Raw genomic sequence first — 22547 nt, 5'->3', positions numbered from 1 at the left:
GTTTTCCCGCCAGCGGTCAAGCTTGGCCGGAATCTTCGGGCAACTGGGCGATCATGGCGGTGAGCCCGGCCACATCCAGCAGGTCCGTGGGGCGCACCGTCACCCCGTCGCGGACGTAATGGAACGCCGCGCCCACCCGGTCGACAGGCACCCCGGCCAGCTCCGCCCAGGCCAGTCGGTACACGGCCAACTGCACCGCCGCCACCTGCGCCGCCGGGCCGGTGGGCTGCCGACCCGTCTTCCAGTCGACCACGTCGAACCGACCACCAGGCCTGGCGAAGACCGCGTCCATCCGGCCCCGGACCACCACCCCGGCGATCACCGTGGCGAACGGCACCTCCACCTCCACCGGCGCCCGGTCGGCCCACTCGCTGGCCAGGAAGCGCTCCTGAAGCTCCACGAGCGCCTCGTCCGGTGCCGCGTCCGCGTCCGCCGCGCCGGGCAGCTCGTCCAGATCGAGCAGCCGGTCGGCACCGAAGCGCTGCTCCAGCCACGCGTGGAAGGCGGTGCCCCGACGGGCGTACGGGTTGGGCTCGGCGGGCACCGGACGGCGCAGCGTACGCGCCAGGGCCGCCGGGTCGTTACGCAACGCGACGAGCTGGGTGACGCTCAACTGCCCCGGCAGGGCCACCTCGACCGCGCCGGAGAGCCGGGTCAGCTCGGCCCGCTCGGCGAGCAGCAGATCAGCTTCGCGCCGCCAGCGCGCCACCTCCGGATCGGGCTCCGGCCCGGCCGTCGCGGCGACCACCGGCCCGACCGGCCCGACAGCCACCGAAGCCGGACCGTCGGTCATCAGGCGGCGGACCAGCCCGGCCGCCTCGGCCAGCGCCGGCCGTCGACCGCCCAACGGGTCGGCCGGCCACTCCGCGCGGAGCACCACCTCGGCCGTCGGATTGGTGGCGTCCGGGGTGGGCTCGGGCGCCCACACGTCGACCAGGTGCCCCGGGCCGCCGTCCAGGCAGGCGTCGTACACCTCGCGCAGGAAGACCGACGGGCCGCGCGGCCGCTTCGTGCCCTCCCCCCACCAGTAGCCCGAGCAGAGCAGCAGCCGGCGCGGGCGGGTGACCGCCACGTACGTCAGCCGGCGTTCCTCCCGCTCGTCGTGCGCCCGCCAGGCGTCGGTGAAGTCGGTGACCGCCCGGGCCACGGCCCGCTGGTCCCCCGCCTCGTCGAGCATCAGCTCCGGCAGGCCGTCGGCGTCGCCGCGCAGCGGGAACGGCAGCACACCCAGCCCGCCCAGCCAGTGATCGGAGTTGCGTGCCGGCCCCGGCCACGACCCGCGGCACAGCCCGGCGACCGCCACCACGTCCCATTCCAGGCCCTTCGCGGCGTGCGCGGTGACCACCTGGACCGCGCCCTCGACCACCTCGACCTCGCCGGGGGTCAGGCCGCGTTCCTCGTCCTCGGCGGCGGCCAGGTAGGACAGGAAGCCGGACAGGGTGGCGCCCGGCGTCTCGCCGCTGAAGCGGGCCGCCACGTCACCGAGGGCGTCCAGGTGGCCCCGGGCCAGGCCGGCGTCACCCGCGCCGTCCCGGCCGGCCCGCACCGCCACCTCCACGTCCAGGCCGATGGTCCGCTCGATGTCCGCGATCAGGTCCGGTAGCGCCTGGTCCAGCCGGTAGCGCAGCAGCGCCAGCTCCATGCCGTACGCGCGCAGCCGCGCGAACCCCTCCGCGGAGTACGCCTGCGCCGGGCCGAGGTCGGCCAGCGCCTCCACCAGGGTGGCCTCGTCCAACAGGTCGGGGGTGATCTCCGGGGTCTCGTCGGCGGCCACCTGCCGGCGGGCGTTGGCGATGGCCCGGGCCCGCCGGTGCAGCGCCACCAGATCCCGTGGCCCGATCCGCCAACGGGCGCCGGTGAGCAGCCGCAGCAGCGCGGCGCCGTCGGTCGGGTCGGCCAACACCCGCAGCGTGCACACCACGTCGCGGACCTCGGGAGTGTCCAGCAGGCCGCCCAACCCGACGACCTCCACGGGCAGGCCCCGCTCCCGCAGCGCCGATTCGATCGCCGGGATCTGGCTGCGGACCCGGACCAGCACGGCAGTCGTCGGGCGCTGCGCCACCGGGATGTGCTCGGGCGCCGCGCCGGGCATCCGGGCCGCGCCGCGCCAGGCCGCGAGCACGCTGTCGGCGATCCAGGCCGCCTCGTCGGCGTACGTGGGCAGCAGCGCGCAGTGCACAGTGCCGCCCGCCGCCCCGCCGGGGCTGCGGTGCGGGATCGGGTCCAGGACGGTGAGCGCCGAGCGCAGCTCCGGCACCCGGGCTCCGGCCGCGCGCAACGGGGTGGACAGCGCGTTCGCCACCCGGAGGATCTCCGGGCGGTTACGCCAGCTCGTGGTGAGCCCCAGCGCCCGCGCCGGCTGGCCGTCGGACCGCGCGAACTCGGTGGGGAACCGGTCCAGTGTGCCCGCGCTGGCCCCCCGCCAGCCGTAGATGGACTGGCACGGATCACCCACCGCCGTCACCGGGTGCCCGCCACCGAACAACGCGTTGAGCAGCACCACCTGGGCGTGGCTGGTGTCCTGGTACTCGTCGAGCAGCACCACCCGGAAGCGGTCCCGCTCGATCTCGCCAACCGCCGGATGGTCCCGGGCCACCCGCGCCGCCCGGGCGAGCTGATCGGCGAAGTCCATCGCCTCGAAGTCCAGTTTGCGCCTGGCGTACGCCCGGACCAGCGGCAGGAGACGCAGCCGGGTCTGTTGCAGGGCGAGTGCCTTGCGCACGTCGGCGTACACCCGCCCCGGGCGCGACTGCACCTCGGCGAAGAACCGACCCGTCCACGCCGCCAGCTCGTCCGGGGCGACCAGGTGCTCGTCCAACTCCCCGGCGAGCGCCAGCACCGCGTCGGTGATGGTGCTCGGCATCCGGTCCACCTCGGACATGTCACCGTCGTAGTTGCGCACCAGCAGGTCGACCAACTGCCAGCGGGACGCCTCGGTGAGCAGCCGGGTGGACGGTTCGTAGCCGGCCCGCAACCCGTGCTCGGTGACGATCCGCCCGGCGTACGAGTGGTAGGTGGAGACGGTGGGCTCGCCGGCGAGACGGTCGCCAAGCGGGTCGCGGCCCTGCCGGCCGAGTCGGCGGATCAGCTGGTCGAGCCGTGTACGCACCCGGTGGGCCAGCTCACCGGCGGCCTTACGGGTGAAGGTCAGGCCGAGGATCTGCTCCGGCCGCACGTACGAGTTGGCGACCAGCCAGACCACCCGTGCGGCCATCGTCTCGGTCTTGCCGGAGCCGGCACCGGCCACTACCAGCAGCGGCTCCACCGGGGCGGCGATGATCGCGGCCTGCTCCCGGGTGGGCGCCGGCAGCCGCAGGAGTTTCGCCAGCTCGACAGGGGTGTACCGGGGGCCGGAGTCGGCGAGCCGGGGCGTCGGCGCGGGGCCGGCGCCGAACAGGGTGGGCTGGGTCACGGTGTCGCCTCGACTCCTGACACCGGCTCACTCCTCGCCCTCGGTGGCGCGTCGGACGGTCGGCGGCTCGACGACCTGGCGCCCCTGCCCGGAGACCGGGCAGCTGGTGCGCACCGGGCAGACCCGGCACTTCGAATTGGCCACCGCGGCGAAGGTGGCAGCGGCCATCGTATCGGCGGTGCGCCGGACCAGCGCGGTCGCCCAGCCGGCCGCCGGGCCCTCGCCAGCCGCCGGCTGGTTCTGCTCCCGGGCGTCCTTCGCGGACGTGCCGAGCTGCACCAGCGCCGCGCCTCCGGACTCGTCACCGAACTCGGCGAACGCCCCCGCCTCCACCGCCGCCTGGTAGGCGCCGAGCTGCGGGTGCTCGGCCAGCTCGCTGCCGGTGACCGCCGTGGACTTGCCGGTCTTCAGGTCGATCACCACGAGCCGGCCGGCCTCGTCGACCTCCAGCCGGTCGACGCGCCCGGTCAGGTCGACCGGGCGGTGCGGGTCGTCCAGCCGGACGGCGAACTCGTGCTCGATGGCGAGCAGCCGGCGCGGGTTGGTGGCCAGCCAGCGCAGCAGCTTGTCGACCATCGCCTCGGCGCGTTCCCGTTCAGGCCCGGCCATCCAGCGGGCGGCCAACTCGATCGCGTCGAAGCGGGCGGCCACGTAGTCGAGCAACGCGCCCCGGTCGGCGCTGGCGTCCTCGGCGAGCATCGCGGCGGCGTGCACCAGGTTGCCCACGCCCTGCGCGGTGCTGGTCGGGCCGCTGCCGCCGTGCCGCTCCAGCAGCCAGCGCAGGCTGCACCGCAGCGCGCTCTCCATCGCCGACGGGGTGACGCGTACCGCCTCGCCGTCGTCGACGAGGGGCCTGTCGTCGGAGAGCGCCCGCAGCCCCCACCAGTCGTCCGGGTGCGCGCCGGGCACCCCGGCGGCGGCGAGGCGGGCCAGTTCGGTCGCCGCCGCGCGCCGCCGGCTCGCCGGCACTGCCGGGTCGGTGATGGCGGTACGCAGTTCGGCGACAAGCGCCGGCAGGGTGAGCGCCCGGGGTGGTCGGGTCACCGGCAGCGCGCCGGGGCTGTCCGGCTCCTCGTCGCCGTCCTCGCCCGCCGCCACGCCCTCGCCGGACGAGGGACCGTCGAGCGGGTCACCGGAGGGCGGGCCGGGCGGAGGGACGGCCGGCGGAGCGGGTGGCGCGGCAGGAGCCAGCTCGTGCAGGAACCGGCTCGGCTGCTCCTCGTGGTCGTCGCCGCCTACCGCCGCCGACGCCACCGCGCTGACCAGCAGGCGGTGCCGCGCCCGGCTGACGGCGACGTGGAAGAGGCGGCGTTCCTCGTCCAGCAACGCCGAGGTCTGACCCACCACGTTCGCCGCTGCCGCCCCGCCCACGGACCGGCCGGTCAGCACGTCGACCAGCCGCTCCGAGCCGAGCAGGCTGCCGCGCAGCCGCAGGTCCGGCCAGATGCCCTCCTGCACGCCGGCCACCGCGACGAGGTCCCATTCCAGACCCTTCGCCGCGTGCGCGGTGAGCAGCCGCACCGCCGCACCCCGGTCGGCGGTCGGGGCGATGGTGTCGGCCGGCAGGTCCTGGGCGAGCACGTGGTCGAGGAAGACCTCGGTACGGGCACCGGGCAGCCGGTCGGTGAAGCGCGCCGCCGCGTCGAAGAGCACGAGCACCGCGTCCAGGTCCCGGTCGGCCGCCTCGGCGCGCCTGCGCCGGGCCAGGTCCCCCTCGCCTGCCGCCGGTCGCCCCTGGGCGATCGCGCCGGCCCAGCGTTCGGCGAGGCCACTGGCGTCCCAGACCTCCCAGAGCACCGTCTCGGCTGTCGCGCCGGGCTGGGCGGCCGCGTCCCGGGCCGTGGCGAGCAGCCCGGCGACCGCCTGCGCGGGCTCCGCCCACCGCCTGTCGATGCCGGCCAGCTCCGTCGGGTCGCGCAGCGCCTCGACGATCAGCTCACCGGAGGGGCGCCGGTCACCGCCGGCCAGCGCCAGGGCGCGCAGGCCCTGCCGCAGCCGCCGCTCGGCGAGCGGGTCAGCACCGCCGAGCGGCGAGTGCAGCAACGCGACGGCCGCCTCCTCGTCCAGGTGCTCCGGCTCCAGGGCGCAGCGCAGCAGGAGCAGCAGCGGCGCCACCGCCGGTTGCAGGTGCAGCGGCAGGTCCTCGCCGTGCACCACTGTGGGTACGCCGGCAGCGTGCAAGGCCCGTTGCAGGGTGGGCAGCTGCAACGCGGTGGACCGCACCAGCACCGCCATCCGCGACCAGGGCACACCGTCGAGCAGGTGGGCGGAGCGCAGCGCGTGGGCAAGCCAGGCAGCCTCGCTCGTCGCCGAGCGGAACGTGTGCACCTCGACCACACCTGGCGGCGCGTCCGGCAGCGGGTGCAGCCGGCGGTGCGCCGCCGGGCCGCGCAGCCGGCGACCCAGCCGGGCGATCGCGGCGAGCAACTCCGGCCCGGCCCGGTACGACGTGCTGAGCAGCACCTGCGCCGCCGGCGCACCGGACGCGGTCCGGAACCGGTGCGGGAAACTGCCCACCGCCGCCGGGTCGGCGCCCCGGAACGCGTACGTGGACGAATCGGGGTCGGCGAAGGCGACAAGCGAGGTGCCCCCGCCGGCGATCACCGAGAGCAGCTCCAGTTGGGCGGGGTCGGTGTCGGCCAGCTCGTCGACGTACACGTGGGCGAGGCGGCGGCGCTCGGCGGCCAGCAGCTCCTCGTCGTCGCGCAGCAGACCGGTGGCCGCCCGGACCAGCTCGGCCGGGTCGTACGCGATCGAGCCCCGGTTGCTGACGTCGCGCAGCGCGAGCACTGCCACGTACTCCCGCAGGAAGCGGGCGGCGGCCGGCCAGTCGTCGCGGCCGAGTTTCTCGCCCAGCCGGGCCAGGTCGACCGGGCCGACGCCGCGTTCGGCGGCCCGCATGAGCAGGTCGCGCAACTGGCCGGCGAAGGCCCGGGTGCGCAGGGCCGGGCGCAGGTCGTCCGGCCAGCCGACCGGGTCGTCGTCGGGCTCCTCGCCCACCACGTCCAGCAGCTCCCGGATGATCAGATCCTGCTCGGGGCCGGTGAGCAGGCGCGGCGACGGCTCGCCCCGCTCGGCGGCGGCCCGGCGGAGCAGCCCGAAGGCGTACGCCGGGAAGGTGCGCACGAGCGGCTCCCGCAGCACCCGGTGGCCGTCCTGCGCCACCCGGGCCTCGATGCGTTGGCGCAGGGCGGTGGCGCCCCGGCGGCCGAAGGTCAGCACCAGGACGCGTTCGGGGTCGACGCCCTCGCGGACCCGGGCGGCGACGGCCTCGACCAGGGTGCTCGTCTTGCCGGTGCCGGGGCCGCCGAGCACCAGCATCGGCCCGTCCGTGTGGCCGATCACCTCGGCCTGCACGGGGTCGGCCCGCCAACCTGCGGGACCGGTCCCGGAAGACGCGCCGCTGCCGGCGGCCACTACGGGCCGCCGCACCAACCGGTACGCCTGCATCAGCTCATCCCATCAAACCGGTACGACACTCACCCACCCCAACCCCACCGCATCCAGCTCTGTCGACCATGACGTTGGCGGCGCGACACGCCGGCGCGGTGCCGTCAACCTCATGATCGACGGGGAGGACGCAGGCCCGTGGTCAGGTGAGGGCGGACTCCAGCGCGTCCAGGGCCGCCGGGACGGACGGTGCCACGGTCAGGAGGCCGAGGCCCGCGGGTTTGAGGAAGTGCTCGTCGGTGAGGGTGGCGAGCCAGTCCAGCAGCGGGCGGTAGAAGCCGTCGGCGTCGACGAGCACCATCGGCTTGCGGTGCAGGGTGAGGGTGGCGGTGGTCCACACCTCGAACAGCTCGTCGAGCGTGCCCAGCCCGCCGGGCAGGGTGAGGAACGCGTCCGACTTCTCGATCATCAACGTCTTGCGGCTGGCCATCGAGTCGGTGACCAACAGTTCGTCCGAGGCGAGGTCGGCGACCTCCAGGTCGACGAGCGACTGCGGGATCACGCCCAGGGTGCGCCCACCGGCGGCCCGGGCGCCGTCCGCGAGCGCGCCCATCATGCCGACGCAGCCACCGCCGCTCACCAGCGTGTGACCGCGTCGGGCCAGCTCCGCGCCGGTCTCGGTGGCCAGATCCAGGAAACGCTGGTCGAGGGTACGGGAGGACGCGCAGAAGACGCAGATCGCCGCCATCAGCTCTCCCGTGGCTGGTCGGCGGTCTGCTCGGCGGCGGCCTGCTGGTCTGCCCCGGTGCGGGCGACCGCCTCGTCACGGACCGCGTCCTGCTCGACGGAGAGCGCCGCCTCGGACTCGACGATGTGCCGGACGGCCGCGTTGACGTCGTCGGTGAGGCAGATCAGGTCCAGGTCGACCGGGCCGATCTTGCCGTCGGCGGCCATCGTGTCGCGCAGCCAGTCGAGCAGCCCCTGCCAGTACGCGACACCCATCAGCACGACCGGGAACCGGGTCACCTTGCCGGTCTGCACCAGCGTGAGCGCCTCGAACAGTTCGTCCATGGTGCCGAAGCCGCCGGGCAGCACGACGAACGCCTGCGCGTACTTGACGAACATCGTCTTGCGGGCGAAGAAGTAGCGGAAGTCGATGGCCAGGTCGACCCAGTCGTTGATGCCCTGCTCGAATGGCAGCTCGATGCCGAGCCCGACGGAGAGCCCGCCGGCCTCGGTGGCGCCCCGGTTGGCGGCCTCCATCACGCCCGGCCCACCCCCGGTGATCACGGCGTAGCCGGCCCGGGCCAGTGCCCCGCCCACCTGCTCGGCGAGTCGGCACTCGGCGGTGTCGGGGCCGCTGCGGGCGGAGCCGAAGACACTGACCGCCGGCGGCAGGTCGGCGAGGGTGTCGAAGCCCTCGACGAACTCGGAGAGGATGCGTAGCGCCCGCCAGGCGTCCCTGGTCTTCCAGTCGCCGCGTCCCCGCGAATCCAGCAGTCGCTGGTCGGCGGTGCTGCTCGGGATCGCCCCTCGACGCAGTGTCACCGCGCCCCGGTGCCGCTCCTTCGCTGGGCCGCGGCTGGCCTCCCGCCCGTTGCTGTCGCTCATGGAGCAACCGTAGTGCTCCACCAGGTGCTTGCCGGGTCGGGTCGCGGACGCTGAGAAATAAGTCCCGATCAAGGGCAACTATTCGGCTCGCTCGTACGTCTTACTATTCACATACCGGGTATGCCCCGGCGCGCGCCTTCGGGGGAGGAGACAGCGTGATCAGCAACAGCGAGATGATCCGGATCCGTCGCCAGATGCAGCGACGGATCCGAGATGTGGTGGCCGAACGCCGCCGCACCCGTCAGCAGGACCCGATCCCCCTGCTCGCCCCTCCCCCATCCGGAGCCGATCAAGAGGTTTGCGTCGCCGACAACGGGCCCGGCTGACGCAAACCTCTTGATCACCGGCGCGAGCGGGCGGCCGGGGGTGCGGGCGGGGTGGGGGTTAGGCCGGGGCCAGCCAGCGGTGCAGGGTTGCCGCGCCGTCGCGGATCTTGCTGATCTCCACGTGCTCGTCCGGGTGGTGGGCCAGGTTGGGGTCGCCCGGGCCGAAGTTCAGCGCGGGGATGCCCATGGCCGCGAATCGGGCCACGTCCGTCCAGCCGAGCTTTCCGATCGGCGCCGCGCCGACCGCCGCCAGGAACTCCTTCGCCGGGGCCGCCTCCAGCCCGGGCGGGGCACCGGCCACCGAATCCGTCACCACCACCTCGAAACCGGCGAACACCTCGCGCAGGTGCGCCTCCGCCTGGGCGGGCGTGCGGTCCGGGGCGAACCGGTAGTTGACCTCGACCTCACAGCGGTCCGGGACCACGTTGCCGGCGACCCCGCCGTTGATCCGCACCGCGTTCATGCCCTCGCGGTAGTCGCAGCCGTCGATGGTGACCCGACGGGCCTCGTACGTCTGGAGGCGCCGCAGCACCTCACCTGCCGCGTGGATGGCGTTCACGCCGTGCCAGGAGCGCGCCGAGTGGGCCCGTACCCCGGTCGTGGTGACCACCGAACGCATGGTGCCCTGGCAACCCGCCTCGACGATGCCGTACGTCGGCTCCAGCAGCACCGCGAAGTCCGCCTCCAGCCACTCCGGGAACGCCTGGGCGACCAGGTTCAACCCGTTGTACCGCGACTCGATCTCCTCCGCCTCGTAGAAGAAGTACGTCACGTCGTACCGCGGGTTCGGCAGGGTCACCGCCAGGTGCAGGGCGTACGCGGTGCCCGACTTCATGTCCGAGGTGCCGCAGCCGTACATCAGGTCGCCGCGCATGGTCGACGGGAAGTTGTTGTTGAGCGGCACGGTGTCCAGGTGCCCGGCCAGCACGACGCGCTGCGACCGACCGAGGTCGGTACGCGCCATCACCGTGTTGCCGTGCCGGTAGGTGCTCAGGTGCGGTACACCGCGCAGGACCTCCTCGACACAGTCGGCGATCGCCTTCTCGTTGAGGGACACGGACTCTATGTCGACGAGAGCGCGGGTCAGCGCCACCGGATCGGCGAGGACCTCGGGGGTCAGCGGGTTCTCCATGGTTCGCACGGTACCTTCAGGTCTGTCAGCGCGAGGAGTGAGCCGAGGCCGGCCTGGCCGCGACCGAGAGGTGCAACAGTGACGTCCGCAGATTCCGCCTGGGGCATCGGCCTGGCCACCGTGACGGCAGACGGACAGGTGCTCGACACCTGGTATCCGACAGGCAAGCTGGGCCTGGGTGAGCTGCCCCTGGTCGCCGGTGAGGGTGAGTCGGACGTGCTCGACCTGCCGCCGGGCGCGCTCGGCGGCCGGGCGCTGCCCGGTCTGCGTACCGTCCAGGTGGTCACCGTGATCGGCTCGCTGGACGACCCGATCAAGGACGCCCCCGACGCGTACCTCCGGTTGCACCTGCTCTCGCACCGCCTGGTCCGGCCCAACCAGCTCAACCTGGACGGCATCTTCGGCAAGCTCGCCAACGTGGCCTGGACGTCGGCCGGGCCGTGCCCGCCGGAGCGGGTGGACGAGCTGCGGGTGATCGAGCGCGCGGCCGGCCGGCACCTGGCGGTGTACGGGGTGGACAAGTTCCCCCGGATGACCGACTACGTGGTGCCCTCAGGCGTGCGGATCGCCGACGCGGACCGGGTGCGCCTCGGCGCCCACCTGGCCGCCGGCACCACTGTGATGCACGAGGGCTTCGTGAACTTCAACGCCGGCACCAGCGGCACCTCGATGGTCGAGGGGCGCATCGTGCAGGGCGTGCTTGTCGGCGACGGCTCCGACGTCGGCGGCGGCGCCTCGATCATGGGCACGCTCTCCGGTGGCGGCACCGAGAAGGTGAGCATCGGCGAGCGCAGCCTGATCGGTGCGAACGCGGGTGTCGGCATCTCCCTCGGCGACGACTGCGTGGTCGAGGCGGGCTGCTACATCACCGCCGCCTCGAAGATCACCCTGCCGGACGGCCGGGTCGTCAAGGCCCGGGAGTTGTCCGGCGTCGACGGCCTGCTGTTCTGGCGCAACTCGGTCACCGGCGCGCTGGAGGCGAAGCCGCGTACCGGCCGGGGCATCGAACTGAACGCCGCCCTGCACGCCAACGACTGACGTCCCCGCCGGGTCCGCGGCGCTCGGCCGCGGACCCGGACGGGGTACGCCTCAGCGCAACCGGTACGCCTGGATGATCCGTTGGGTCACCGTGTTGCCGGCGGCGTCCCGGGCGGTGGCCCGCAGCGACGCGTAGCCGGCGCCCGACGGATGCCTGACGGTGGCCGTCCAGCCGTGCCCACCGTGCCGGACCCGGGCGGGTTGCCAGCTCCGGCCGCCGTCGTAGGAGACGTCCACGGTCAGCCCGGTCAGGCGCGACCCGGGGGCCCCGGGCTGTCGCTGCACCTGCACCGGGATGACCAGGCTCCGGCCGGCCGGGGCCGTGTTGTCCCGGCCGAGCGGTGGAGTGAAGGAGATCGCCGACACCGGCAGCCGCCGGTAGTCCTCACCGGGTACGTGCCCGGACCGGAACGTCCACGCCGCGTCGACCTCGGTGCTGAGGTCGGTGAAGCTCCGCTTCGCCGACACCTCCAGCCGGTACTTCGCGGCACCGGGCGGCACCGTGAACTGGCCGTACCCCGGGTAGGTCAGCTCGTCGACCAGGACGCCGTCACGGTAGAGGGCGGTCCGGGCCGTGTCCGCGATCGACCCGCCGGCGTGGCCGTCGGCGTCACCGTGCATCGGAACGTCCACCACGATCTCGTCACCGAGACGGGTGACCCCCTGCCCCGGCCAGCGCGGCGTCGGGAACGACGGCCCGTACGGCGCGCTGTTCCAGCTCTCCCGCGTGTGCCGGCCGGCCCGGTACGCCTTCGGTTCGGCGACCAGCACCGCCTTCGTGTCGAGCCACCCCTCCTCGGTGGGCACGCCGAACGTCAGCTCCGAGGACCAGCGCAGCCCGTCGGTGTTGTAGTGCTCGACCCGCTTCCCCGGCACCGTCGTGGGCAGGACGACCGCCCAGCCACCCAGGTCCGGTTCGAGGTGCGGGAAGACCACCCGCTCGGCGGACAGCCCCGGGTAGCCGCCCCGGAACTCGTGGGTGACGGTGGCCAGGTCCCGGGCGCGGTAGGTCCTGTCGAAGCCGGTCGGCATCCGGCCGGGGATCTTCTCACTGAGCGCGTACAGGTAGGGGCTGTCGGCAACGTCCGGCTTCCTCCACTGGCTGCTCACCGTGGCGAGGAACCGTTCGCCGGAGACCGCCCGACCGAGGTGCCCGGTGGCCAGCCCGGTGAAGTCGAGCCCGAGCAGACCGAATCCGTACGAGCCGCCGTCCTCGCCGAGGAAGATGGCGCTGATGTCCACCAGGTCCGGGACGGCAGTCGGCTCCGGGATGCTCGTGCGCACCGGCCGTGCCCTGCGGGCGTCGACAGTGACAGTCGTGTCGGCGGTCACCGCCAGCTCGGGCTGCGCCAGTTGGGCGGCGCCGGTGTCCCCGCTGAAGACGATGCTTGCCAGCCCGTAGCGGCCCTTCGGCACGCGGAGCTCGTCGGTGCCGTCCGGGTCGTACAGGTTGTAGCTGTCCAGGGTGTCGAGCCGGATCAGCGTGGTGATGTGGTCCGTGGCGGCGGCACCGGTGGCGTCGAGGTGCCGGACGGTGAGCTGGTAGCTCTCCACCTCCCGGTTCACCGCCACCGGGGTGACAGCCACGGCCGTACCGGAGCTGGCCACGATGCGGCCGGTCCAGTAGCCGTCCGTACCGATCCGGGTGTCCACGGTGACAGTGGTGCCTGCGGTGCCGCCCGGCGGCACGGTGACCTGGCCCGCGCCCAGGGCGAACATGCCGGCCGGTGCCGGCTGGCCGTCCGGGCCGGTCACCTCGAGGGCGAGGTCCAGGGTGAGCGGGTCCGGGCCGTCGTTACGCCAGTCGACGTTCCTGGTGATCGGCGTGTCGTCGTCGTGCGGCCAGGTCGGTCGACCGAAGGAGACGCTCACCGGGTCGCTCGTCACCCGCTGGGTGATCGCCCGGGCCACGTCGACCCGGCCGGCGCCCTGCTGGAACGCGGTCTGCTCCGGGTGCGGTTTCGCCGACGCCATCAGTGTGGCCTTGAGCTGCGTCGCCGTCCAGCCGCTGTGCTGCTGGGCGAGCAGCGCCACCGCTCCGGTGACGTGCGGCGCGGCCATCGAGGTGCCGGAGAGCGCGACGTACCCGTCCCCCACCGGCGTACCGATCTCCGTGCCGTCGGCGCGGGCGGCCACGATCTCCACCCCGGGCGCGGTGATGTCCGGCTTCAACCCGCCGTCGCCCACCCGGGGGCCCCGGCTGGAGAAGTCGGCAAGGGCGTCGTCCCGGTCCACCGCGCCGACCGTGAGCGCCGCGTCGGCGCTGCCCGGCGAGCCGACCGAGCCGTCGGTGCCGTCGTTGCCAGCGGAGAGGACGAAGAGGGCACCGGTCTGCGCGGTGAGCGAGTCGACTGCCGCCTCCAGCGGGTCGACGTCCGGTGTGTCACCGCCGCCCAGGCTCATGTTGATCACATCGGCGTGCTGGTCGGCGGCTGCCCACTGCATGCCGGCGAGGATCGCCGACTCCATGCAGCCGCCCTCCTCGCAGACCTTGCCGTTGAGGAGCGTGGCGTCCGGGGCCACACCGTGGTACTTGCCGCCGGAGGCCGCGCCGCTGCCCGCGATGATCGAGGCGACGTGCGTGCCGTGGCCGACCGTGTCACCGGCGTCTGCGGCCTCGGTGAAGTTGTGCGCCTCGGCGACCCGGCCGGTCAGGTCGGGGTGGCCGGCGTCGATGCCGGTGTCCAGCACCGCGACGCGTACGCCCTGACCGGTGAGGCCGGCCTGGTAGGCGGCCGGGGCGCCGATCTGCGGCACGCTGTGGTCGAGGGTGAGCTGTCGGCGGCCGTCGAGCCAGATGCGGTCGGCGCCCCCCGCCGTGCCGACCCGGGCGCCGGCGCCGGTGAGCGCCGCCCAGACGTTTGCGGCCTGCCGCTTGTCGGCAGTGGCGGCGACCCCGCCGATGGCCGGAAGTTGGGTGGTGACGGTCAGCCCGGCCGGCGTCGCGGCCCGCTGCCGCGCGCCCGCGTTGCCGGCGACCAGCACCGGCAGGTCGCCCCGACGGGCGTCGTCGTAGCCGGCGTCGACCAGCCCGGTCACGTCGAAGAGCCGCCTGTCGACCCGGCCGTCGCGGACCAGCGGCAGGGCGTCCTGCGGCAGCACGATGAGGTGACCGCGGTCGCGGGTGGTGAGGAAACGCAGGTGGGTACGCCCCGGGCCGGGACGGATCGCGGCGGACCCGGACGGGGTGACGGTGACCCGGTCGCCGGTGAGCAGGGTGACGGTGGTCGTGGTGGTGGACGCGCGACGCGGGCTGGCGTCGGCAGTGGTGCTTGTGGGTGGGCTTGCCGCGGCGGTCACCGGAGTGCCGAGCACGAGGGCCAGGGCTGCGGTGGCGGCGGTCATTCTGCTGCGTCGACGCAACGGATCCTCCTTGGTGGAGCGTTGAAATCGGTGGAGACGCATTGACCGCCGCCAGTATTACATACCGGGTATGCAAAAAAGACGGCCAAAATATGACGGACCTGCCAACTCGCGGCGTGCCGGCCGGCATCATCGACCTGGTGACCTCCATGAAGGACAAGATGCTCGCCGGTCAGCCCTACCTCGCCGACGATCCCGAGATCATCGCTGACCAGGACCGGGCCGCCCGCCTGATGGAACGCTTCAACACCAGCCCGGCAGCCGATCCGCGGGCTCGACTCGCCGCACTGCGGGACCTCCTCGGCGAGCTGGGCGAGGACACCTGGATCCGCCCGCCGTTCTACTGCGACTACGGCTGGCAGATCCGCATCGGCCCGCGCACCTTCGTCAACTACAACGCCGTCTTCCTCGACGTCGCCCGGATCACCCTCGGCGCGGACGTCCAGGTCGGCCCGAACGTACAGCTGCTCACCCCGACGCACCCGGTGGAACCCGCGCCTCGGCGCGACAAGTGGGAGGCCGCCAAACCGATCACCATCGGCGACAATGTGTGGCTCGGCGGCGGCGCGATCGTGCTGGCGGGAGTGACGATCGGCGCGAACACCGTCGTCGGCGCCGGAGCGGTGGTCACCCGCGACCTACCCGCAAACGTGGTCGCGGTCGGCAACCCGGCCCGACCGGTCCGCGAACTCGACTAGGGCGTGTCCTGCCGATCTTGGTGGGGCGAGACGGAACCTCACTGTTAGCGTGTCGATGTGACGACTGCCCGGCCGCTCGACAGCGAGGAACTCGCGAGCACGGCTCCGGAACGCGAGCTTCTGGAAGCCTTCATCGACGCGTACCGCGATGTCATCATCGCCAAGCTCCGAGGGCTGTCGGAGGATGACGCCCGCCGGAGCCTGGTGCCCTCGCTCACCACGCTCATCGGTCTCGTCAAACACGCCGCCGCTGTTGAGCGGAACTGGTTTCAGCACTGCCTGGGACAGCAGCCGCGTGAACAGATCAGCGGTAACTCGTTCGGTGACGACGCCAGTTGGCAGGTCGGCTCGGGCGAGACGGTCGCAGACGTCATCGCGGAGTACGCCGCGGTCTGTGATCGATCGAGGCAGATCGCAGCCGGGTTCGCCCTCGACGACACTGTGCCTCATCCCCGGCTGGGCAGGGTGTCGCTGCGCTACGTCTACGTGCACATGATCCGCGAGTTGGCACGGCACTGCGGCCAAGCCGACATTCTCCGGGAACAGATCGACGGCATGACCGGCGACTAACGTGCATCTGCTGATCATGGAAGCCAGATGACAGCGGCGATGAGGACCAGGCTGGACCGGTAGAGGGATGCGCGTTTGGCGTAGCGGGTGGCCAGGTCACGCCACTGCTTGAGCCGGTTGAAACAGCGTTCCACGACGTTGCGCTTGCGGTAGACCTGCTTGTCGAAAGCTGGTGGTCGTCCGCCGGTGCTGCCCTTGGCGGCGCGGCGGACGATCTGGTCGGAACGTTCGGGTATGACGTGCCGGATCCCGCGTTGCCGCAGTGCTCGGCGGGTGGAGTCGTGGGCGTAGCCCTTGTCGGCGATCAGCACGTCAGGGCGTTTGCGGGGCCGTCCGGGGCCCGGCTCGTTGACGCGGATCGCGTCAAGCAGGGCGAGGATCTGGGGGTTGTCGCCGGCCTGCCCGGGGGTAAGCAGGATCGACAGCGGCCGGCCGCGTCCGTCGACGGCGAGGTGGATCTTCGTGCTCAGCCCGCCTCGGGAGCGGCCGATGGCCTCACCATCTTGCGCACCAGGCGTCGCCGAACTTGTCGGGGAGCCCCCTTTTTGCGGGCGCCAGCGGCATGCTGATGCGCCCGCACGATCGATGAGTCAATGCTGATCGTCCATTGCACCGGTGTGCCGTCGTCATACACCTGGGCCGCCGCGAGGATCCGATCCCATGTCCCGTCGGCGGTCCACCGACGCAGGCGTTCGTGGCACGTCTTCCACGGCCCGAAGCGTTCCGGCAGGTCACGCCACGGCGCACCCGTTCGCAGCTTCCACAAGATCCCGTTGATCACCTGACGGTGATCCCGCCACCGCCCCCGCGCACCGCCCGGCTCGGGAAGCAGCGGCGCGATCACCGCCCACGCCTCATCGGTCAACTCACCACGACGCACCACCGGCACATCGTCAACGACCTACCGCTACAAGATCGGCAGGACACGCCCTAGGAGGACAGCATGGGCACCATCCACATCGACCTGTTCGCGACACTCGACCTGGTCGCCCAGGCACCGGGCGGCCCGCAGGAGGACCCGGAAGGCTTCCCGTACGGAGGTTGGCAGGCGCCCCTGTTCGACGAGACGGGCGGCCGACAGGTCGAACAGGGCATGCGGGGCATGGACGCGCTGCTCCTGGGCCGCAGAACCTACGACATCTTCGCCGGATACTGGCCGCAACAGGTCGACGGCGTCGACGGCGGCATAGCCACCCTGTTCAACAGCATCCCCAAGTACGTCGCGTCGCGCGGCAACCCGGACCTGGACTGGGCCGGCTCGACGCAACTCGGACCCGACCTGGTGAGCGCCGTGGCCGCCCTGCGGGACCGGCACGAGCACATCCATGTGATCGGCAGCCTGAACCTGGTGCAGACCCTCCTGCACGAGCGCCTCTTCGACCGGCTCAACCTGTGGATCTTTCCCATCCTGCTCGGCGTCGGCAAGAAGGTGTTCGACGGCGGCGCGGTGCCGAGCAACCTGACCCTCCTCGAACCACCCGCCACCTCGGGCAAGGGTGCGGTGCTCCTGCGGTACGGGCTCGCCGAGGGAACGCCCGCCACCGGGGACATGAGTCGCGAGGACCGGGGCGTCACGGGGTGAAACCGCAGCGTCGGCCGGGTCAGGGCGCTGGCGGCTCGGAGAGGCGCAGCACCAGGTCGGCACGGTCGGCGGTGGGGGTGATCAGGGCGGCGTTCGACTCGTCGCTGCCCAACGCCCAGGCCCGCGCCTGCTCCGGTGACCGCCCGAACGCCTCGTGCCGGGCCGCCAGCCGCCGCTGACGCACCTCGGCGTCCAGGTCGAGGAACCACGCCTCGTGCAGCAGCGGCCGGATCTCCTGCCAGGGGAAGTCCGGAAGCAGCAGGTAGTTGCCCTCGGTCACCACCAGCCGGACCGACGGCGGCACCTCGATCGCCCCGGCCACCGGATCCTCCAGCTCCCGCCGGAACTCCGGCGCGTACACCGAGGTGGGCTCCAGACGGCGCAGCCGGCGCAGCAGAGAGACGTACCCGTTGGCGTCGAAGGTGTCCACCGCGCCCTTGCGGTCCGCGCGGCCCAGCCGGACCAGCTGCGACTGCGCCAGGTGGAAGCCGTCCATCGGCACCAGCCGGGCGGCCGGCCCCACCTCGGCCACGATCAGCTCGGCGAGGGTGGACTTCCCGGCACCAGGCGCGCCGGCGATGCCGAGCAGTTGTCGCGGACCGGCCTCGGCCAGCGCCGACGCCCGCGCCACCGCCTCGTCGACGGACAGCACCCGGGCCGGCGGCATCAGCCCAGGACCGGGGTGCTGATGGTGAAGCGCGCCTGCACGGCCGCCTGCACGGTCTGCGGCTGCGGATCCAACTCCAGCTCCGGCGTGGCGTCACCCCCGGCGAACGCCGCGCGGGCGAACATCGGCCGGTCGGCGGGGCCGGCGTCGGCCAGCTCGATCAGTGCCGTGACCTGGGCGCCGAGCGCCTCGGCGTACTCCCGGGCCCGCAGCAGGGCGTCGCCGATCGCGGCGTGCCGTGCCTCGCGGTGCGCGGGGCTGTCCGGATGCAGCTCCCACCACGGACCGGCCACCTCGACCTGATCCTGGTCGGCCAGCCGGAGCATCAGCTCGCCGAGCGCGGTGAAGTCGGTGACGGTGACGGTGGTGGTGACGCTGCCGTGCCAGGCGACCACCCGCTCCCCCGAGCGCCGGGTCTCCGGGCGCACCCGCAGGTCACCCGTCTCCCGCCGGACCACCGCCGGCCCGGCGCCCTCCAGCAGCACCCGCACGGCGGCGGCCCGCTCGGCCAGCCGGGTCAACGTGACCTCCCGGTCCCGATCACGAGCCGTCGCGGTGACCGCGAAGCGCGCCAGCTCGGGCGGCACCTCCCGGTACGCCTCGCCGCGCACCTGCACCACCGGGCCGTCCACCGCCATGCCCTCAGCCTAGTCAGCAGTCGGGCGTCGCGCCGCGTAGGAGACGGTGTCGGCACCGACGCGCAGCCCGGTCAGGTGACCGCCGGCCACCCCCAGACCGCACAGCCAGGACACCTCGGCGGCGTGGTCACCGTCGAGGGGGAACCGCCGCTCGTACGCGTCGAACCGGCGGTCGCGCAGCGCCATCCGGGAGGCCCGCGCCTCGTCGTACCGCGCCGTGAGCGCCGGCCCGTCACCGGCGTGCAGCGCGGCGGCCAGGTCGTCCAGGAACGCGGTGACCTCGGTCAGCTCCCGCAGCACCCGCTGCCGGTTGCCGAGCAGCATGTTCGCGGTCCGGTCGGCCGGAGTCCCGGCGACCCGGGTGCCGTCGGAGAAGCTGCCCGCGGCGAGCGCCAGTATCGCGTCGCGCAGCGGTGCGCGCTGCACGGCGCCGGCCAGCGCGCCGGCGAGCAGGTGCGGCACGTGTGAGGCGAGTGCGGCGGCCGAGTCGTGCTCCGCCGGGGACATCGGCACCACCCGGGCCTCGAAGAGGTCCACCAGCAGCCCGGCCAGCCAGCGGAACGCGGCAGTGGCCGGCCCGGGCGCGGGACAGAGCACCCAGGCGGCGCCGGTCAGCAGATCCGGCCCCGCGGCCGTCAGGCCCGCCCGGTCGGTGCCGGCCATCGGGTGCCCCGGCACGAACCGGTCCGTCAGGCCGCGTGTGGCGGCGAACGCCGCCACCTCCTCCTTGGTGCTGCCGACGTCGGTCAGCACGCAACGCCCACCGGTCATCGCGGCCACCTCGACAAGTGTGGCCGGCAGGGTGGGCAACGGCCCGCACAGGAACACCACGTCCCGGTCGGCCACCGCCTCGACAAGCAGATCCGGAACGGGTACGCCCATCAGGCGGGCCCGTCGCCTGGTGTCCTCGTCCGGATCCCACCCGGTCACGTCGACGCCCGCGGCGTGCATCCGGAGCAGCACCGAACCACCGATCAGGCCGGTGCCGACCACCGCCGCCCGTACCCGCGCACCGGTCCCGTCCACCATCCGCACACCTCGACGTTCCTGCTGGGGTGCGGGGCCGGCGGCCCCGACCAGGTCCGGCGCCGAGGATATCCCCCGGTGCCGGCCCGGACGCCTGTCAGTCCTCGACGGCCATCGCGTCGTCGCGCCACGCGACGAACGGGATCACCGGGTCGTTGTTGATGTACTGCCAGGGCCAGTTGGTCACCTGGTCGCCGATCACCTCGAACTGGCCGGCGGCGGAGCGCAGGTCCCCCACCTTGGAAAAGCCCATGGCGAAGGTGTTGTGCACGCTCGCCCAGCCCGGCCGGCGCCGGTAGTCGGGGTGGCGTACCGAGTGGTCGGCCGCGGCGTTCATCTCCGCCCGGAGGGCGTCGTCGTCCAGGTACTCCTCGTCCTCGCCGACGGGCAGGTCCAGCCACTTCTCCAGGTGGGCGACGACGACCAGGTGCCCCAGCGGCGAGCCGGCCGGCGACTTCGCCACCGCCTCCCGGGCGAAGTCGAACATCTCCTCGTGGCTGCCGAACCACTTGTGGCAGCGGTACTGGAGCACCTGCTCGTGCGCGATCCGGTGCCACGGGTGCCGGGCGACGACGTCGGCGAAGCGCCGGTCCGCCTCATCCCGGTCCACCTGCCGCCCCCGCGCCGAGGTGACGAGGAAGGTACGCGCGGTGGTGTCGTCCGGGTCGCGGTCGGCCACCTCGTCCAGGGAGTTCTCGGCGAGCCGCAGCCGTCGCCGGAACTCCTTGAACTGATCCTGGCTCACCTGCGAGGCGCGGGCGCTGCTGCGGGCCTCCCAGGCCCAGTAGACCGCGTGCGCCCCCCGCACCAGCACCGGCAGTGTCGACCGGGGTTCGGCCTCGACCCACTCGCCGATCCAGTCCTGCAGGCCGTCGGTGTTGGCGAGCACCGAGACGTGGAAGGCGTGCTCGTCCGGGTCGGTCACCGGGGTCAGGAGATCACGGATGGTGCCCCAGTCCCGGCGCTCAACGGCCTCCCGCAGCGCCCGCGCGGTCGGGTCGCCCTCCGCCGGATCCACGATCAACGTGGGAACGGCCACCTGCCTGTTGTTACGCCGGAACGGCCACATGCCGCGTTTCCTCTCAGCCCGTCGAAGACCCGGCAGATCGTAGATCTTGAGAAGGCCGGTCCGGAAGGGGGTTGTCCACTACTGATCATCGTCGTACGGTCCGCTCCGCTGCCCGCCATCTGGATGCGGGCTAACAGCGGGAGGAAATGAAATGTCCGCGACATACCGGGCCCTGGCCTCGGTGGTCATGTTGATCGGCTTCTACGTCGTCGCGCTCCTACAGCTCGCCGCCGTCGTCGCGCTCGGGGTCTGGCTGTACGGCCACACCAACGGGCTCGTCACCGGGAAGCTGCTGCTGCCCCTGGTCGTCGCGTTGGGCGCGGTCGCCGCCGGGCTGTGGCGCGCGATCCGTACGAAGAACGAGCCGGCGCCCGGCCTGGTCCTCACCGAGCGCGAGGCGCCGGATCTGTGGGCCACCGTGCGGGAGCTGGCCACCGCGGTCGGCACCCGCGCCCCGGACGAGATCCGGCTGGTGCCCGAGGTGAACGCGGCGGTCGCCGAGCAGAGCCGGTTCCTCGGCCTGGTCGGCGGGCGCCGCACCCTGTATGTCGGACTGCCGCTGCTCCAGGCGATGCGGATGGACCAGCTGCGTTCGGTGCTCGCCCACGAGCTGGGCCACTACTCCGGCAAGCACACCCGCCTCGGCGGTGTGGCGTACCGGGGTCGGCTGGCCATCGCGGAGACGCTGGACCGGATCAGCCCGCGCAACCCGATCGGCTGGGTCTTCAAGGGGTACTCGAAGCTCTACCTGAGGGTTGACAACGCCGCATCGCGGCGGCAGGAGCTGGAGGCCGACCGCTCCTCGGTGCTGCTGGCCGGGCACGACGCCGCCACCTCCGCCCTGCGGACGCTGCCGGCGCTCGGCGCCGCCTGGGGCTTCTACATGCGCCGGTACGTCGAGCCGGGCTGGTCCGCCGGGCTCGCGCCGGACGACCTCTTCGGCGGCTTCGGCCAGTTGCTGCGGGCCCGCCGCGACGAGTTGGCCGAGCTGCGGGAGAACGCCCCCGACCGGGAGCCGTCGCCGTGGGACACCCACCCACCGATCGGCGTCCGGGTCGCCGCGATGGCGGACCTGCCGGCGGGGACCGTCGCCTCGGACGAACGACCTGCGGCGCTGCTGCTCGCCGACATCGACGGCGCCGGCCGACAGTTGCAGGGCGTCGTGGTCGAGCACGGCAGCCGCCAGGTGCTGCCCTGGCCTCAGTTCACCGCCTCGTCCGTGGCGGCGATGGTGCAGCAGCAGGCGGACGGCGTCTACCGGGCCGCGGGGCGGTTCACGGGTGTCGCCAGGCCGGGCCTCACGACAGTGCTGGAGCTGGTCAGCTCCGGCCGGCTCGGTGAGTTCGCCGAGCAGTTCTTCGGCGACGCGACCCGCAAGGAGGCGGCCGCCCGGTTCGCCGGGCCGATGGAGACGCTGCTGGACAACGCGGCAGTCCGCTCCGGTCGGGCCCACTGGCAGCTCTCCTGGTCCGGCCCGGCCCGGCTCGTCGGCCCGGACGGGCAGCCGTGGGACCTCGCCGAGATCGCCAAGCTGGCCGTCGCGCCGCAGACCCTTGACGTGGCGCTGGCCCGCCTGGCCGAGTTGGGCGTCGATCCGTCCGGCGCGACGGTGGTGGAGGAGCGGGTCTCCGGGCGGGACGCCGACCTGATCGGCGCGCTGGCCAACATCAAGATCGACGGCAGGGAGCACGACGTGCTCATCCTCGACCGGGGGCTGGTCCTGATCGCCGACCCCGGCAAGGCGAGCCAGGGCGAGAAGCGGCTGCGCGCGCTTGTCGACTCGGTGCCGATCGCTGAGCTGGCGACCGCACACACGTTCCTGCCGTACGAGGAGGTCGCCTCCGTGAACGTCAAACGGGAGGTGCCGTTGAAGGCGGAACTGACCCTGCACGACGGCCGGGTGATCGCCGTGCAGGAGCTGATGTCCAGCGAACTGCTGGAGAAGCAGAGCCGGAACACCCTGCTGCGGGTCTTCGCCCGGATCAGCGACTGACGCCGGCCGGGCGGTCGACCCCCACGGGTCGG

Annotated in this window: 17 protein-coding genes; 6 read left to right on the top strand and 11 right to left on the bottom strand. The window is 73.1% G+C overall.

Annotation, left to right across the window (positions count from 1 at the left end):
- Positions 1-16 precede the first annotated feature (16 nt).
- The 4 genes from ACZ6N8_RS20255 to ACZ6N8_RS20240 all read right to left on the bottom strand — a co-directional run bounded on the left by ACZ6N8_RS20255 (position 17) and on the right by ACZ6N8_RS20240 (position 8413).
- Positions 17-3412, bottom strand: coding sequence for an ATP-dependent helicase (locus tag ACZ6N8_RS20255; protein WP_466011881.1), 3396 nt, complete (start codon positions 3410-3412; stop codon positions 17-19).
- 27 nt (positions 3413-3439) lie between these two features.
- Entirely contained in the window at positions 3440-6862 is a 3423-nt protein-coding gene (locus tag ACZ6N8_RS20250) for an ATP-dependent helicase (protein ID WP_466011879.1), read from the bottom strand.
- Between the two features lie 142 nt (positions 6863-7004).
- A complete protein-coding gene (locus ACZ6N8_RS20245; protein ID WP_357988040.1) occupies positions 7005-7550 on the bottom strand; it encodes an LOG family protein in 546 nt (181 codons plus the stop codon).
- Positions 7550-8413 (bottom strand): LOG family protein, encoded by an 864-nt coding sequence (locus tag ACZ6N8_RS20240; protein WP_466011877.1) that lies wholly within the window; start codon positions 8411-8413, stop codon positions 7550-7552. Before ACZ6N8_RS20240 ends, ACZ6N8_RS20245 begins: the two co-directional genes overlap by 1 nt.
- Before the next feature lie 155 nt (positions 8414-8568).
- Here ACZ6N8_RS20240 and ACZ6N8_RS20235 point away from each other — a divergent pair, with 155 nt between their 5' ends.
- Complete coding sequence (locus ACZ6N8_RS20235; RefSeq protein ID WP_466011875.1) at positions 8569-8739, top strand: hypothetical protein; 171 nt, start codon at positions 8569-8571, stop codon at positions 8737-8739.
- Positions 8740-8797: 58 nt separating this feature from the next.
- Here the strand turns inward: ACZ6N8_RS20235 and dapE are convergent, their stop codons facing one another.
- Positions 8798-9871: a succinyl-diaminopimelate desuccinylase gene (gene dapE / locus ACZ6N8_RS20230; RefSeq protein ID WP_466011873.1), complete on the bottom strand. Its 1074-nt coding sequence runs from the start codon at positions 9869-9871 to the stop codon at positions 8798-8800.
- Between the two features lie 78 nt (positions 9872-9949).
- Between dapE and dapD the strand changes: the two genes are divergently transcribed.
- Positions 9950-10909 carry a 2,3,4,5-tetrahydropyridine-2,6-dicarboxylate N-succinyltransferase gene (dapD, locus tag ACZ6N8_RS20225; protein ID WP_466011872.1) on the top strand — a complete coding sequence of 320 codons (960 nt, stop codon included), beginning with the start codon at positions 9950-9952 and terminating at the stop codon, positions 10907-10909.
- A gap of 51 nt (positions 10910-10960) precedes the next feature.
- Here dapD and ACZ6N8_RS20220 read toward each other — a convergent pair whose 3' ends face one another.
- Positions 10961-14254 carry a S8 family serine peptidase gene (locus ACZ6N8_RS20220; RefSeq protein ID WP_466012173.1) on the bottom strand — a complete coding sequence of 1098 codons (3294 nt, stop codon included), beginning with the start codon at positions 14252-14254 and terminating at the stop codon, positions 10961-10963.
- Between the two features lie 158 nt (positions 14255-14412).
- On the opposite strand from ACZ6N8_RS20220, the gene ACZ6N8_RS20215 reads away from it, so the two are divergent.
- Together ACZ6N8_RS20215 and ACZ6N8_RS20210 are read left to right on the top strand one after the other, a co-directional pair.
- Positions 14413-14970: a sugar O-acetyltransferase gene (locus ACZ6N8_RS20215; protein ID WP_466011871.1), complete on the top strand. Its 558-nt coding sequence runs from the start codon at positions 14413-14415 to the stop codon at positions 14968-14970.
- Positions 14971-15027: 57 nt separating this feature from the next.
- Positions 15028-15540, top strand: a complete 513-nt coding sequence (locus ACZ6N8_RS20210; protein WP_466011869.1) for a DinB family protein — start codon at positions 15028-15030, stop codon at positions 15538-15540.
- 14 nt (positions 15541-15554) lie between these two features.
- Here ACZ6N8_RS20210 and ACZ6N8_RS20205 read toward each other — a convergent pair.
- Positions 15555-16420 (bottom strand): IS5 family transposase gene (locus tag ACZ6N8_RS20205; RefSeq protein WP_466012171.1). Its coding sequence is split into 2 segments (ribosomal slippage): positions 15555-16052 and positions 16055-16420, totalling 864 coding nucleotides; the frame shifts between segments, so codons are not numbered across the junction.
- 63 nt (positions 16421-16483) lie between these two features.
- On the opposite strand from ACZ6N8_RS20205, the gene ACZ6N8_RS20200 reads away from it, so the two are divergent.
- Positions 16484-17122 carry a dihydrofolate reductase family protein gene (locus ACZ6N8_RS20200; RefSeq protein WP_466011867.1) on the top strand — a complete coding sequence of 213 codons (639 nt, stop codon included), beginning with the start codon at positions 16484-16486 and terminating at the stop codon, positions 17120-17122.
- Between the two features lie 19 nt (positions 17123-17141).
- On the opposite strand, the gene ACZ6N8_RS20195 is transcribed toward ACZ6N8_RS20200, so the two are convergent.
- From ACZ6N8_RS20195 to ACZ6N8_RS20180, 4 genes are all read right to left on the bottom strand, one after another.
- On the bottom strand, positions 17142-17789 hold the full coding sequence (locus ACZ6N8_RS20195; RefSeq protein WP_466011865.1) for a nucleoside/nucleotide kinase family protein: 648 nt from the start codon (positions 17787-17789) through the stop codon (positions 17142-17144).
- Positions 17789-18427, bottom strand: a complete 639-nt coding sequence (locus tag ACZ6N8_RS20190; RefSeq protein ID WP_466011864.1) for an SIMPL domain-containing protein — start codon at positions 18425-18427, stop codon at positions 17789-17791. The genes ACZ6N8_RS20195 and ACZ6N8_RS20190 overlap by 1 nt, the downstream gene beginning before the upstream one ends.
- Positions 18428-18436: 9 nt before the next feature.
- Entirely contained in the window at positions 18437-19456 is a 1020-nt protein-coding gene (locus tag ACZ6N8_RS20185; RefSeq protein WP_466011862.1) for a prephenate dehydrogenase, read from the bottom strand.
- A gap of 94 nt (positions 19457-19550) precedes the next feature.
- Positions 19551-20492 carry a DUF4034 domain-containing protein gene (locus tag ACZ6N8_RS20180; RefSeq protein WP_466011860.1) on the bottom strand — a complete coding sequence of 314 codons (942 nt, stop codon included), beginning with the start codon at positions 20490-20492 and terminating at the stop codon, positions 19551-19553.
- A 181-nt stretch (positions 20493-20673) separates the two neighbouring features.
- On the opposite strand from ACZ6N8_RS20180, the gene ACZ6N8_RS20175 reads away from it, so the two are divergent.
- Positions 20674-22515 (top strand): M48 family metallopeptidase, encoded by a 1842-nt coding sequence (locus tag ACZ6N8_RS20175; RefSeq protein WP_466011858.1) that lies wholly within the window; start codon positions 20674-20676, stop codon positions 22513-22515.
- Positions 22516-22547 lie beyond the last annotated feature (32 nt).

The organism is Micromonospora sp. NPDC047521, assembly GCF_055587305.1.
This window is presented reverse-complemented; position numbering and strand designations above follow the sequence as displayed.

What these genes read in the sequence shown, in the direction of transcription:
- ACZ6N8_RS20185 (WP_466011862.1), bottom strand. Translation starts at nt 19,456, where the DNA reads ATGGTGGACGGGACCGGTGCGCGGGTACGGGCGGCGGTGGTCGGCACC.
- ACZ6N8_RS20220 (WP_466012173.1), bottom strand. Translation starts at nt 14,254, where the DNA reads ATGACCGCCGCCACCGCAGCCCTGGCCCTCGTGCTCGGCACTCCGGTG.
- ACZ6N8_RS20240 (WP_466011877.1), bottom strand. Translation starts at nt 8,413, where the DNA reads ATGAGCGACAGCAACGGGCGGGAGGCCAGCCGCGGCCCAGCGAAGGAG.
- ACZ6N8_RS20250 (WP_466011879.1), bottom strand. Translation starts at nt 6,862, where the DNA reads ATGCAGGCGTACCGGTTGGTGCGGCGGCCCGTAGTGGCCGCCGGCAGC.
- ACZ6N8_RS20195 (WP_466011865.1), bottom strand. Translation starts at nt 17,789, where the DNA reads ATGCCGCCGGCCCGGGTGCTGTCCGTCGACGAGGCGGTGGCGCGGGCG.
- ACZ6N8_RS20190 (WP_466011864.1), bottom strand. Translation starts at nt 18,427, where the DNA reads ATGGCGGTGGACGGCCCGGTGGTGCAGGTGCGCGGCGAGGCGTACCGG.
- ACZ6N8_RS20200 (WP_466011867.1), top strand. Translation starts at nt 16,484, where the DNA reads ATGGGCACCATCCACATCGACCTGTTCGCGACACTCGACCTGGTCGCC.
- ACZ6N8_RS20245 (WP_357988040.1), bottom strand. Translation starts at nt 7,550, where the DNA reads ATGGCGGCGATCTGCGTCTTCTGCGCGTCCTCCCGTACCCTCGACCAG.
- dapE (WP_466011873.1), bottom strand. Translation starts at nt 9,871, where the DNA reads ATGGAGAACCCGCTGACCCCCGAGGTCCTCGCCGATCCGGTGGCGCTG.
- ACZ6N8_RS20175 (WP_466011858.1), top strand. Translation starts at nt 20,674, where the DNA reads ATGTCCGCGACATACCGGGCCCTGGCCTCGGTGGTCATGTTGATCGGC.